Below are 12,510 nucleotides of genomic sequence, written 5' to 3'. Positions count from 1 at the left end.
CGGCACTGCCCCTTCCGGCAGCAGCGTCTCGACGAAAAGGCGCTGCTGTCCGCCTATGATTTGCGCCCCCGGCACCCCGTTGGCGCCCTGAACCTCTTCGCCTGCAGCCTTTTCCCATGGAACTTTCCGCGCTCGATCTGCTGGCCGCCTTCGCCCGCAGCGTGCTGTTCGTGCTGGCCGGGGTGCTGCCCATCATCAACCCGCTGGCTTCGGCGCCGATCTTCGTGGACCTGACGCGCGGCCTGAGCGACCAGAGCCGTGCCCAGCTGGCGCGCCGCGTGGGCAAGAACGTGGCACTGCTGCTGGCCGGCACCATGCTGCTGGGTTCCTACGTGCTGCACATCTTTGGCGTCTCGCTGCCGGTGGTACGCATCGCCGGCGGCATGATCGTCGCCTCCATCGCCTGGCGCATGCTGCATGCCCAGCAGGTGGCCAGCGAGGAAACAGCCAGCATGGCGCTGTCGATCAGCGAGGAAAAGGCGCACATCAAGGCCTTCTACCCCCTCACTTTCCCGCTGACCTGCGGACCCGGCTCGATCGCCGTGTCGATCGCCATCGGCGCCAGCCTGCACACGCGCAGCAGCCTGCCGACCACCGTGGCCAACATGACGGGCGGGCTGGTGGCCACTGCGCTGCTGGGGCTGCTGGTGGCCCTCACCTTCCGCTACGCCGGCCGCCTGCTGCGCCGGCTGGGCGAGACCGGGCAGATCGTGTTCCTGCGGCTCATGGCCTTCATGCTGCTGTGCGTGGGCGTGGAGATCCTGTGGGACGGCGTGCGCGCGCTGCTGGCGAGCGTGCTGCCCGCCGGCTGACGGCGGGGCCTGGCGCGCCGCCCCGGGCTCAGCCCGGGCGCGCCAGCAGCGCCCACAGCGCGCCGGCATGCGAGACGCCGAACAGCACCAGGCCGATCAGCCCGCCCACCACCGTGCCGTTGATGCGGATGTACTGCAGATCCGGGCCGATGTGCAGCTCGACCAGGCGCGCCGTCTCCTGGGCATCCCAGCGCTGCACGGTGGCGTGGATGTGCTCGGCCACCGACTGCGCCACGTCGGGGGCGAAGGTGGCGGCCCACAGCTCCAGCCGCACGTTCAGCCGCACGCGCAGCGCCGGGTCGTGGGCGAGCGAGCGGCCCAGCCAGCGGCCCATGCCGGCCACGCGCTGGGCCAGGCGCGAGTCCTCGTTCATCAGGTCGTCGCGCAGCTTGCGCCGCACGTCCTGCCACAGGTGGCGCACGTAGCGCCCCAGGACTTCGTCGTTCTGCAGGTAGCGGCGCACCTCCTCGCTGCGGCGCGCCCAGTCGGGGTCGGTCTGCAGGCGCTCGATCAGCCGGGCCACGGCCGCGTCCAGCGCCTCGCGCAGTTCGTGGTCGCGGTCCTCGGCCACGGTCTTGAGCAGCGCCTCCACCGCGTGCGTGATGGCGTCCGCACCCTTGCCGGTCAGCCACTCGGTGGGCAGCATCTTCTGCTTGAGCGGGTGCTCGCGGCGCAGCCAGTGCACCAGCGTCTCGGCGATGAAGGCGCGCGTCTCGGGATTGCGCACCGTCTCGCCCAGGCGCGCCAGCAGGGCGTCGAGCAGGCTCTGGTGCCGGCCCTCGTGCGTGAGCGCGGCCAGTGCCGAGGCCATGGAGCGCGAGATGTCCAGCTGCCCCACCAGCGCCCGCGCCGCGCGTGCGAGAAAGGCCTGGATGCGCGCGTCCTCCACCGTCTCCAGCGCCGTGAGCGCCAGCCGCGCCACCTGGCGCCCGAGTAGCTGGGCATTGGCCGGAGCGGTGAGCCACTGCGCCAGCATGTCGGCCGGGTCGTGGCGGCGGATCAGCGCCACCAGCGAGGGCGCGTCGAGGAACTTGTCGCGCACGAAGGCCGCCAGGTTGCCACCGATGCGGTCCTTGTTGCGCGCGATGATGTCGGTGTGGCGCTGCACCAGCGGCAGCGGAATGCGCCGAAACAGCGCCGAGACGGCGAACCAGTCGGCCAGGGCCCCCACGGTGGCCGCCTCGGCCACGGCGCGCAGGCAGCTCACCCCCAGGCTGGGCGGCAGGAAGTGGGTGGCGACAAAGACCAGCACCACCAGCACCAGCAGGCCCGTCGCCTGGCGCTTGGCGCGCGCGAGCTGGCGCGCGTGACTCAAGGGGACGGCGGAGGTCAGGGGCGGCTCGCCGGCCTGCGGCTCCGGAGGTGGCACGGGCATGGCCGCAAGCATAGGCCGGCGCCGCCCGCACCGTCCATGGGGCGGCTGTAGGAGGCGGGCCGGCAGGCGCGTGCGGTCAGGCCGCCTGCTGGGCGCCTATCTGGTCCAGCGCGGCGCGCAGGTGGCCCACGGTGCGCTCGACGTTGTGCCACTTCTCCAGCCCGAATAGGCCGATGCGGAAGGTCTGGAAGTCCGGCCCCTCGCCGCACTGCAGCGGCACGCCGGCGGCGGTCTGCAGGCCGACTTCGAGGAACTTCTTGCCGCTCTGGATGCCCGGGTCGGTGGTGTAGCTCACAACCACGCCCGGCGCCTTCCAGCCCTCGGCGGCGACGCTCGGGAAGCCGCGCGATTCGAGCAGCTCGCGCACCTTCTCGCCCAGCTCAATCTGCTCGGCGCGCACGCGCTCGAAGCCATAGGCGCGTGTCTCCAGCATGACGTCGCGCAAGAGCACCAGCGCGTCGGTAGGCATGGTGGTGTGGTAGGCGTGCTGGCCTTTTTCGTAGCCCTCGGCAATCTGCATCCATTTTTTCAGGTCGCACGAAAAACTGGAGCTTTGCGTGCCCTCGATGGCGTCCCGCGCGCGCTTGGACAGCATGACCATGGCGCAGCACGGCGAGCCGCTCCAGCCCTTTTGCGGCGCGCTGATCAGCACATCGACGCCCGTGGCCTGCATGTCCACCCACATGGCGCCCGAGGCCACGCAGTCGAGCACGAACAGCGCGCCGACCTCGTGCGCGGCCTCGCCCACGGTGCGCAGATAGTCATCGGGCAGGATGATGCCGCTGGCCGTCTCCACATGCGGGGCGAAGACCACCTTGGGCTTTTCCGCGCGGATGGCGGCGGCCACCTCGTCCGCCGGGCAGGGCGCCCAGGGCGCCTGGCTGCCGCCCTCCTGCTGGCGCGCCTTGCAGACCACGGAGCCGCCGCCCAGGCCGGCGTCGGCGTCAAAAATCTGCGTCCAGCGGTAGCTGAACCAGCCATTGCGCACGATCAGCACCTTTTCCCGGTTGGCGAACTGGCGCGCCACGGCCTCCATGCCGAAGGTGCCGCTGCCCGGCACCAGCACGGCGGTGTGGGCGTGATAGACCTCTTTCAGCGTCGCCAGGATGTCCTGCATGACGCCGACGAAGCGCTGGGACATGTGGTTGAGCGCGCGGTCGGTATAGACGACGGAAAACTCCAGTAGTCCATCAGGGTCGATATCGGGAAGCAGTCCGGGCATGGTGTGGTTTTCTCCAAAGATGGCAGGCGCCGCAGCGCCAAGGCGGGGCAGCTTACCACCGGCCTACCAGGTATCCACGAAGCGCGCGCGGCCCGGGCGCAGCTGCGCCGAGGCCAGGCCGCGCGCGAGCCAGGCGCGGGTCTCGGCGGGGTCGATCACGGCGTCGATCTCCAGCGTGCTGGCCAGGTGCATGGCCTCGCCGTGGGCGTACTGGCGCGCCAGCAGCTTGCGAAACAGCGCATCGCGCTCGGCCCCTTCGGCCACGGCCTCCAGCTCCTTGCGAAAGCCCAGGCGCACCGCCCCTTCCAGCCCCATGGCGCCGAATTCGCCCGTCGGCCAGGAGACGGTGAACACCGGCGCGTGCAGCCCGCCCGCCGCCATGCCCATGGCCCCCAGGCCATAGGCCTTGCGCAGCACCACGGCAAAGAACGGCACGCGCAGGCTGGCGGCGGCAACGAACAGGCGGCTGACGCGGCGCACCTGGGCGGTGCGCTCGACCTCCGGCCCGACCATGAAGCCGGGCGTGTCGATCAGGCTGACGATGGGCAGTCCGTGGGCATTGCACAACTGCATGAAGCGCGCCGCCTTGTCGGCTGCCGGCGCGTCGATGGCGCCGCCCAGGTGCCCCGGGTTGCTGGCCAGCAGGCCCACTGGCCGGCCCTCGATGCGCGCCAGGGCCGTGTGGATGCCGACGCCAAAGCCGGTGCGCAGCGGCAAGAGGCTGCCCTCGTCCACCAGACCTGTCATGGCGGCGCGCGTGTCATAGACGCGCAGGCGGTTTTCCGGCACCACGGCGCGCAGGGCGCGCTGATCGGGCGCGCTCCACTGGCGCGCCCGGCCCTGGAAGAACGACAGGTAGTGCCGCGCCGCCGCCACGGCTTCCCGCTCATCTTCCACCAGCAGGTCGATCACGCCGCTCTCGTGCTGCACGCCGCTCGGGCCGATGTCTTCGGGCCGGAACACGCCCAGGCCGCCGCCCTCGATCATGGCCGGGCCGCCCATGCCGATGTTGCTCGCGCGCGTGGCGATGATGACGTCCGAGCAACCCAAGAGCGCCGCATTGCCGGCAAAGCAGCGCCCGTGCGCGATGCCGACCACCGGCACTTGGCCGGACAGGGCGGCGTAGGCGGCAAAGGTGTGCACGTGCAGGCCGGCGACGATGGCCATATCGGTGTCGCCCGGCCGCCCGCCGCCGCCTTCGGCAAACAGCACCACGGGCAGCTGCTGATCCAGGGCGATGCCCAGCATGCGGTCGGTCTTGGCGTGGTTGCGCATGCCTTGCGTGCCGGCCAGCACCGTGGCGTCGTAGGCCATGACCACAGTGCGGGCCTGCTCCTCGCTCTCGCAGTGCGCGCCGTTGACGCTGCCGATGCCGGTGACCATGCCGTCGGCGGGTGTGTTGGCGATCAGGTCTTCCATGCTGCGCCGGCGCGTCTGCGCAGCCACGGCCAGCTGGCCGTATTCGATGAAGCTGCCAGCATCGCACAGGTCGGCGATGTTCTCGCGTGCGCTGCGGCTGCCGCGCGCGTGGCGGCGCGCCATGGCCTCGGGCCGGGCGGCGTCCAGCGTCTGCGCATGGCGCTCGATGACGCGCTGCAGATCGGCGCGGATCTGGTCCGGGTCGTGCTGCGTGGCCGGGCCGTTGGCAGCCTCGCCCGGAGCGTCATCTGCCGCGTCGAGCAGCACGATGGCCTGGCCCGGCACCAGCTGCGTGCCCGGCGCCACCAGCCACTGGCGCAGGCGGCCCGCGTGCGGCGCGGCCAGCACATGCTCCATCTTCATGGCTTCGAGCAGGGCCAGCTCGGCGCCGGCGGCGACCCACTCGCCCTCGGCCACGCTGCACTGCACCAGGCGTGCCGGCATGGGCGCGCGCAGGGCGCCCTCGGGAGCCTCTGGCACGCTCTCGGCGGCAGCGGAAGGGTTTGAATGATTTTGGCCTTCAGCCCTTGCTGGGTAAAGGCTCTCAGCTATGGTTTTTGCTTCTTCCAGCAGGTCCGGCAGCACGCCTTCCAGCCAGCGCGTGTGCACCAGCTGGCTGCGCATCTCGGGCCGCTCGGCCAGGGCGCGCAGCAGCGTCAGGTTGGTCGCCAGGCCGTCGATGTGGAACTCGGCCAGCGCGCGCTGCGAGCGGCGCAGCGCCGCCTCGAAGCCATCCGGGGCGGTCACGATCAGCTTGGCCAGCAGCGTGTCGTAGTGCGGCGAGGGCGCGCTGCCGGCCTGGCCGTGGCTATCGACACGCACGCCGGGGCCGCCGGGCAGCTCGAAGCGCACCAGCCGGCCACTGCCGGGCACGGCGTTGCCCTGGGCATCCAGCGTCTCGGCATTGATGCGCCACTGGATGGCGCAGCCGCGCACGGGGGGCGGGGCGGCAGCGTCCAGCCCCAGCCCCAGCCCGGCCAGCCGGGCGCCGGCGGCCAGGCGCACCTGGGCCTGCACCAGGTCGATGCCGGTGACCTCCTCGGTGATGGTGTGCTCGACCTGCAGCCGGGCGTTGGTCTCGATGAAGACGAAGTGCAAGTCCTCGCTGCGCAAGTCCACCAGGAACTCGAAGGTGCCCAGGCCTTCGTAGGCCACGGCGCGCGCCAGGGTCAGCGCAGCGCCCTGCAGTTGCGCGCGCAGCGCCGGCGTGAGCGAAGGGCTGGGCGCAATCTCCACCAGCTTCTGGAAGCGCCGCTGCAGCGTGCATTCGCGCTCGCCCAGGGCAATGGCCTCGTGGCCGTCGGCCAGCACCTGCACTTCGATATGGCGCGCGCCTTCCATCAAGCGCTCGACATAGACGCCCTCGACGCCAAAGGCGGCGCGCGCCTCGCGCTGGCAGCGCGCGTAGGCATCCTCCAGCTCGGCCAGGCTGCGCACGGCGCGCATCCCGCGCCCGCCGCCGCCGCCCACGGCCTTGAGCATGACGCCGGCGCCGCCCTGGGCGCTGAAGAATTCGCGCGCCTGCTCCAGGCTGACCGCGCCGCCGCTGCCCGGCATGACGGGCACGCTGTGCTGCTGCGCCAGCTCGCGCGAGCGCGCCTTGTCGCCGAACAGCGCCAGCTGCGCCGGCGTCGGGCCGATGAAGCGCAGGCCAGCATCCTGGCAGGCCTGGGCGAAATCGGCGCGCTCGCTCAGAAAGCCATAGCCGGGGTGGATGGCGTCACAGCCATGCGCGCGGGCGATGGCGATGAGCTGCGCGCCATCGAGGTAGGCGGCCGGGCCGCTGGCAGGCAGGGCCACGGCGGCGTCGGCTGCCTGCACGTGCGCGGCGTGGGCGTCGTCCTCGGCAAAGACGGCCAGGCTGGCGACGCCCAGCTCCTGCAGGGCGCGGGCAATGCGGATCGCCACCTCGCCCCGGTTGGCGATCAGGATTTTTTCGAACATGGGTCAGTGAAATTCAAATTTGATAGCTGATGGCGCTTGCACGGCCTGGGTTTGCAGGCTTTTTCACCTTCTCCCGCGTGCAGGAGAGGGCTGGGGTCAGGGGGCCAAAAATGGGCGTTGCGCTTGAATCACCCCCTCACCCCTACCCTCTCCCCCAAGAGGGAGAGGGAGACAGGGCGCCTCAGGCTGCGTCCTTGAGCAATCGCCGCAGCACCTTGCCCGCCCCGGTGGCCGGCAGGGCGTCCACCACGCGCACCTCGCGCGGCGCCTTGTAGGGCGCCATGTGCTCGCGGCACCAGGCGATGAAGTCCGCCTCCTGCAGCGTCTGCCCGGCGCGCGGCACGACAAAGGCGCGCACCACCTCGCCCTTGGCCGCGTCGGGCACGCCGATCACCGCCGATTGCGCCACGGCGGGGTGCTTGTTCAGGATGGCCTCGACCTCTTCGGGGAAGACGCTGTAGCCCGAGACCTTGATCATTTCCTTGAAACGCCCCAGGAAGGTGAGGTAGCCCTCGGCATCGAGCTGGCCCATGTCGCCGGTGTGCACCCAGCCGTCGCGCAGGGTCTGCGCCGTGGCGTCGGGGCGCTTCCAGTAGCCTTTGAAGTTGCCCGGCCCGCGCACCACGATCTCGCCGGTCTGGCCGGCGGGCAGCGTCTCGCCCGTGGCCGGGTCGATGATGCGAATCTCGTTGCCGGTCACGGCGCGGCCCTGCGTGCCCCAGCGGATGGCGCCGTGCGGCATGGCGGTGTCCACGGTGTGCGTTTCGCTCAGGCCATAGGCGGCCTCATGGCTGATGCAGTTGGGCGCAAAGGCCTGCCACTGGCGCGCCAGCTCCTCGGTCCAGGCGAAGCCGAAACTCGTCACCGGGTTGCGCACCAGGGCGCTCCAGTCGCGCTCGCGCGCGCCGGGCAGCTGCATCAGCGCGCCATTCATGGGCGCGATGCTGTACCACCAGGTGACGCGTTCGCGCTCCAGCGCCTGGGCCACGCCCTCGAGGTCGAAGCGGTGCAGCAGCACCAGGGGCGCGCCGGTCAGCACCGGCAGGTTCACGCCCATGACCATGCCGGCGATGTGGTAGAGCGGCGCCACGGCCAGCAACACGTCGCCCGCCTGCACGCCGTTGCACTGCGCCGCCGCCTCGGTCTTGTACAGCGCGTTGCCGTAACTCAGCATCGCGCCCTTGGGCAGGCCGGTGGTGCCGGACGTGTAGGTCATCAGCGCCACGTCGTCCAGCTCCAGCGCCACCGGCGCGGGCACGCCGCCGCCGCGCGCCACGGCCAGGAAGTCCTCGCACCCGGCGGGCAGCGGGGCCGTGGCGGCGGCGCGCCCGGCCAGCAGCTCGGGCGGCAGGGGCAGGCTGGGGGTCTCGGGCAGCAGATCGGCGTAGCGCACGACGAAGACGTGCTCGAGCTGCGTCTGCGCGCGCACCTGGTCCACCACCGGCAGCAGGCCGTCGGCGGCGACCAGCACGCGCGCGCCCAGGTCGGCGAGCTGGTACTGCAGCTCGTGCTCCTTGTTCAGCGGCCCGCAGGGGCAGACGATGGCGCCAATCTTCTGGATGCCGTAGTGCGCCATCAGGTACTGCGGACAGTTGTTCATGAACAGCGCCACCGGCTCGCCCTTGTGCACGCCCAGCGCCTGCAGCCGCGCGGCAAAGGCATCACTGGCGGCGTCCAGCTCGGCCCAGGTGATGGCGCGGCCGTACCAGCGCACGGCGGTGGCGCCGGGCATGGTCCGGGCGTGGCGGCGCAGGTGTTCGTGCAGGGGCTGGCGATCTGCGGTGCGATCCATGAACTGTCTCCTGTGTGTCAGAAATCGTTGTTTCGCGGCGCCTTCCGAGGGTTTGCCATGAGGACAGCGGCCAGGCACCGTCTTGCCAATGTATACCGCTCAGTAGAAAAATACTACCAATGGGTAGAACAAAGGCGACAACGGCTTCGAGAGCCACTCCCTTCTGGGAGAAATCTCCGGTGCAGGCACGGGGCCGGCAGCGCGCCAGCACCGCCACCACCGACGAAAAGCGCGAGCGCATCCTGGCGGCGGCCGAGACCTTGTTCGACGCCCAGGGCTACGCCCTCACGACCATGGAGCAGATCGTCCAGGCGCTCGGGGTGAGCAAGCCCTACGTCTATTACTACTTCCGCAACAAGCAGGAAATCTTCGAGACGCTGTGCTGGCGCCCCGCCGTGGCCTGCTTCACCGCCATGGACTTCCCCGAGGACGACGCCCGCCCGGCGCACCTCAAGGTCACCGAGGGCGTCGAGCGGCTGATTCGCGCCACCATCGAGCACCACCCGGCGGCCTTCTTCCCCTACCGCGAGCCGCAGGTGTTCCGGCCCGAATTCCTGGCCATGCAAAAGAAGCTGGCCAACCATTTCTATGACCGCATGTGCGCGCTGATGGAGCAGGCCCGCGCGGACGGGATGCTCGACTTCAAGGAAACCCGCCTGACGGCCATGGCCGCCTGCAGCCTGCCGGGCTTCCTCTACCACTGGTACCGGCCCGATGGGCGCCTGTCGCCCGCCGAAGTGGTGCGCGAGCTGTCCGAGCTGGCCTGGCGCGTCCTGGGCCTGCGCAAGGCGCGTCGCAAGCCGGCCCCCTCCTCCCTTGTTGCCTCCCATCCACCTGAAGAAAGCGCCCCATGACCCACTGCCTGCGCCCGCTGGCCGCCGCCGCCCTTGCCCTGTGCGCCATCAGCACGCACGCCCAGGAAACTTTCAAGATCGCCTACATCGACCCCCTCTCCGGGCCCTTCGCCAACGTCGGAGAGCTGATGCTGACGCACACGCAGTACGCGGTCGAGGACATCAACGCCAGGGGCGGGCTGTGGAAGGGCACGCAGCTGCAGCTGCTGCAATTCGACAGCAAGCTGTCGGCCCAGGAGAGCCAGAGCGCCCTGCAGGCAGCCATCGACCAAGGCGCCCGGGCCATCGTGACCGGTGGCTCGGGGTCCTCGGTGGTCACCGCGCTGGTGCAGGCCGCCACGCGCCACAACCAGCGCAATCCGGGCAAGGAAATCCTGGTGCTGAACCACTCCTCCATCGATCCGGAACTGACCGGCAAGGCGTGCAGCTTCTGGCACTTCCAGTTCGAGGCCAACACGGCCATGAAGATGAAAGCCATCGCCAACTACATCAAGGGCCAGGCCGACATCCAGAAGGTGTACCTGCTGAACCAGGACTACGCGCACGGTAAGCAGTGGGCCCACTACGGCCGCGAGCTAGTGAGCCTGGCGCGCCCCGACATCCAGTTCACCGGCGAGACACTGCACCCCATCGGGCGCGTCAAGGACTTTGCCCCCTATGTCTCCAGGATCAAGGGTTCGGGAGCGAGCTCCGTGATCACGGGCAATTGGGGACAGGACATGGCGCTGCTGCTCAAGGCAGCCGGCGAGGCCGGGTATGACCTGCGCTACTTCAACCACAGCGCAGGCTCGGTGCCCGGCACGGTACTGGCCGTCTCCCAGGCGGGGCGGGGCCAGTTGACCTGGGTGGCCGAATGGCACCCCGGCCAGGCCGATACGCCCAGGGTGGACGCCCTGGCGGCGGCCTACAAGGCCAAGACCGGCAAGGACTTCCTGGCGCCGCGCATCGACCTGACGCCCCGCTTTCTCGCGGCTGCCATCAACAAGGCCCAGTCCACCGATCCGGTGAAAGTTGCCCGTGCGCTGGAAGACCTCACGGTCGAGACCCCGTTGGGGCCGCTGCGCATGCGCGGCGAGGACCACCAGCTGCTGCTGCCGCAAGTGGTCAACACCATTGCCCCAGTGGACGGCAAGGCGGTCAAGCTCGGCTGGGAAGGCACGCGCTACGGTTTTCGTACAGATGCCGTGTATTCAGGCAACGAGCTGGCCCAGGGCAGCGACTGCAAGATGAAGCGCCCCTGACTCCTCTGTTTCGCCCCCAGCTGGGCGATTCAGGTCGCGCCGACGTGCACGGCGCGCACACCGAAGATCCCGCTGCCGACCCGCACCAGGGTGCTGCCGGCAGCCACGGCGGCCTCCAGGTCGCCCGTCATGCCCAGCGACAGGGTGTCGAAGCGCTCCAGCCCTTCGGCACCTGAGGCGGCAATCGCGTCAAATACCGCGCGCACGCGCTGGTGCACGGCCAGCTGCGCGGCAAAGTCCTGCTGCGGCTCGGGGATGGCCATGACGCCGCGCAGCGCCAGGCGCGGCAGGCGGGCTGCGGCGCACGCCAGCTCCAGCGCCTCCCCGGGCGCCACGCCGGACTTGTTGGCCCCGCCATCGACGTTGACCTGGATGCAGACATTGAGGGGCGGCATGCCCGGCGGCCGCTGGTCGGACAGGCGCTGGGCGATCTTCAGCCGGTCGATGGTGTGCGCCCAGGCGAAGTGCCCGGCCACCAGCCGCGTCTTGTTGCTCTGGAGGGGGCCGATGCAGTGCCAGACCAGCTCGCCGGCCAGAGCGGGCGCCATGCCTTGCAGGGCGGCCATCTTGTCCACCGCCTCCTGCAGGTAGTTCTCGCCGAAGGCGCGCTGGCCGGCCTGCGCGGCAGCCAGCACCGCCTCGGGCCCGAAGGTCTTGGAGACGGCCAGCAGCGCCACGGATCCGGCGGGCCGGCCCGCCGCGGCGCAGCTGCTGTCGATGCGCGCCCGCACTTCGTTCAGGCGGGCGGCGACGGTGTCGATAATATTTGTCATTTTCTTTGCGTACCGGACGATTCAAGAGGCCCTGTGGACATCACCCAATTGCTCGCCTTCAGCGTGAAAAACAAGGCCTCGGACCTGCACCTGTCCGCGGGCCTGCCGCCCCTGATCCGCGTGCATGGCGACGTGCGCCGCATCAACGTGGAGCCGCTGGACCACAAGGCGGTGCACGCCATGGTGTACGACATCATGACCGACGCCCAGCGCAAGGCCTACGAGGAGTTCCTGGAGGTCGATTTCTCCTTCGAGATCGAAGGCCTGGCGCGCTTTCGGGTCAATGCCTTCAACCAGTACCGCGGCGCCGGGGCGGTGTTTCGCACCATCCCGAGCAAGATTTTGTCGCTCGAGCAGCTCAACGCCCCGAAGATCTTCTGCGACCTGGCGCTGAAACCCCGCGGCCTGGTGCTGGTGACCGGCCCCACGGGGTCGGGCAAGTCCACCACGCTGGCGGCCATGGTCAACCACCTCAACGAGTGCCAGTACGGCCACATCCTGACGGTGGAGGACCCGATCGAGTTCGTGCACGAATCCAAGAAGTGCCTGATCAACCAGCGCGAGGTCGGGCCCATGACGCTGTCGTTCGCCGCGGCGCTCAGGTCGGCGCTGCGCGAGGACCCGGACGCCATCCTGGTGGGCGAGATGCGTGACCTGGAGACCATTCGCCTGGCCATGACGGCCGCCGAGACCGGGCACTTGGTCTTCGGCACGCTGCACACATCCAGCGCCGCCAAGACCATCGACCGCATCATCGACGTCTTCCCCGCGGCGGAAAAGGAAATGGTGCGCGCCATGCTGTCGGAGTCGCTGCAGGCGGTGATCTCGCAGACCCTGTGCAGGACGCGCGACGGCGCGGGGCGCGTGGCAGCGCACGAGATCATGCTGGGCACCAATGCCATCCGCAACCTGATCCGCGAGGCCAAGGTGGCGCAGATGTACTCGGCCATCCAGACCGGCAACAGCCTGGGCATGCAGACCCTCGACCAGAACCTGGCCGACCTGGTGCGCCGCAACGTCATCACCGCCGCCGAAGCGCGCGGCAAGGCCAAGGTGGCCGAGAACTTCCCCGACTGAC

General features: G+C 70.0%; 9 protein-coding genes. 4 read left to right on the top strand and 5 right to left on the bottom strand.

Going from position 1 to position 12,510, the window contains the following annotated elements:
• Positions 1-116 precede the first annotated feature (116 nt).
• Complete coding sequence (locus RT051_RS05130) at positions 117-812, top strand: MarC family protein (RefSeq protein ID WP_313072991.1); 696 nt, start codon at positions 117-119, stop codon at positions 810-812.
• A 28-nt stretch (positions 813-840) separates the two neighbouring features.
• Here RT051_RS05130 and RT051_RS05125 read toward each other — a convergent pair whose 3' ends face one another.
• The 4 genes from RT051_RS05125 to RT051_RS05110 form a co-directional block, all read right to left on the bottom strand.
• Positions 841-2,187, bottom strand: a complete 1,347-nt coding sequence (locus RT051_RS05125) for a DUF445 domain-containing protein (RefSeq protein ID WP_313072986.1) — start codon at positions 2,185-2,187, stop codon at positions 841-843.
• 76 nt (positions 2,188-2,263) lie between these two features.
• Positions 2,264-3,409: an aminotransferase class V-fold PLP-dependent enzyme gene (locus tag RT051_RS05120; protein ID WP_313072981.1), complete on the bottom strand. Its 1,146-nt coding sequence runs from the start codon at positions 3,407-3,409 to the stop codon at positions 2,264-2,266.
• Positions 3,410-3,472: 63 nt separating this feature from the next.
• Positions 3,473-6,772, bottom strand: a complete 3,300-nt coding sequence (locus RT051_RS05115) for a carboxyl transferase domain-containing protein (RefSeq protein WP_313072978.1) — start codon at positions 6,770-6,772, stop codon at positions 3,473-3,475.
• A 181-nt stretch (positions 6,773-6,953) separates the two neighbouring features.
• Positions 6,954-8,564 carry an AMP-binding protein gene (locus tag RT051_RS05110; RefSeq protein WP_313072974.1) on the bottom strand — a complete coding sequence of 537 codons (1,611 nt, stop codon included), beginning with the start codon at positions 8,562-8,564 and terminating at the stop codon, positions 6,954-6,956.
• A gap of 119 nt (positions 8,565-8,683) precedes the next feature.
• On the opposite strand from RT051_RS05110, the gene RT051_RS05105 reads away from it, so the two are divergent.
• Together RT051_RS05105 and RT051_RS05100 are read left to right on the top strand one after the other, a co-directional pair.
• Positions 8,684-9,418 (top strand): TetR/AcrR family transcriptional regulator, encoded by a 735-nt coding sequence (locus RT051_RS05105; protein WP_313072970.1) that lies wholly within the window; start codon positions 8,684-8,686, stop codon positions 9,416-9,418.
• Positions 9,415-10,659: a branched-chain amino acid ABC transporter substrate-binding protein gene (locus RT051_RS05100; protein ID WP_313072968.1), complete on the top strand. Its 1,245-nt coding sequence runs from the start codon at positions 9,415-9,417 to the stop codon at positions 10,657-10,659. Before RT051_RS05105 ends, RT051_RS05100 begins: the two co-directional genes overlap by 4 nt.
• A 29-nt stretch (positions 10,660-10,688) precedes the next feature.
• On the opposite strand, the gene RT051_RS05095 is transcribed toward RT051_RS05100, so the two are convergent.
• Positions 10,689-11,432: a YggS family pyridoxal phosphate-dependent enzyme gene (locus RT051_RS05095; RefSeq protein WP_313072965.1), complete on the bottom strand. Its 744-nt coding sequence runs from the start codon at positions 11,430-11,432 to the stop codon at positions 10,689-10,691.
• Between the two features lie 33 nt (positions 11,433-11,465).
• Between RT051_RS05095 and RT051_RS05090 the strand changes: the two genes are divergently transcribed.
• The gene (locus RT051_RS05090; protein ID WP_313072960.1) at positions 11,466-12,509 is read left to right on the top strand and encodes a type IV pilus twitching motility protein PilT; all 1,044 of its coding nucleotides are present in this window, start codon (positions 11,466-11,468) and stop codon (positions 12,507-12,509) included.
• Position 12,510: the final 1 nt, after the last annotated feature.

Origin of the sequence: Melaminivora sp. (assembly GCF_032059615.1) — a bacterium.
GTDB lineage: Bacteria > Pseudomonadota > Gammaproteobacteria > Burkholderiales > Burkholderiaceae_C > Melaminivora.
This window is presented reverse-complemented; position numbering and strand designations above follow the sequence as displayed.

Coding starts and splice junctions, on each gene's coding strand:
- RT051_RS05105 (WP_313072970.1), top strand. CDS start 8,684: ATGGGTAGAACAAAGGCGACAACGGCTTCGAGAGCCACTCCCTTCTGG.
- RT051_RS05100 (WP_313072968.1), top strand. CDS start 9,415: ATGACCCACTGCCTGCGCCCGCTGGCCGCCGCCGCCCTTGCCCTGTGC.
- RT051_RS05095 (WP_313072965.1), bottom strand. CDS start 11,432: ATGACAAATATTATCGACACCGTCGCCGCCCGCCTGAACGAAGTGCGG.
- RT051_RS05110 (WP_313072974.1), bottom strand. CDS start 8,564: ATGGATCGCACCGCAGATCGCCAGCCCCTGCACGAACACCTGCGCCGC.
- RT051_RS05115 (WP_313072978.1), bottom strand. CDS start 6,772: ATGTTCGAAAAAATCCTGATCGCCAACCGGGGCGAGGTGGCGATCCGC.
- RT051_RS05130 (WP_313072991.1), top strand. CDS start 117: ATGGAACTTTCCGCGCTCGATCTGCTGGCCGCCTTCGCCCGCAGCGTG.
- RT051_RS05120 (WP_313072981.1), bottom strand. CDS start 3,409: ATGCCCGGACTGCTTCCCGATATCGACCCTGATGGACTACTGGAGTTT.
- RT051_RS05125 (WP_313072986.1), bottom strand. CDS start 2,187: ATGCCCGTGCCACCTCCGGAGCCGCAGGCCGGCGAGCCGCCCCTGACC.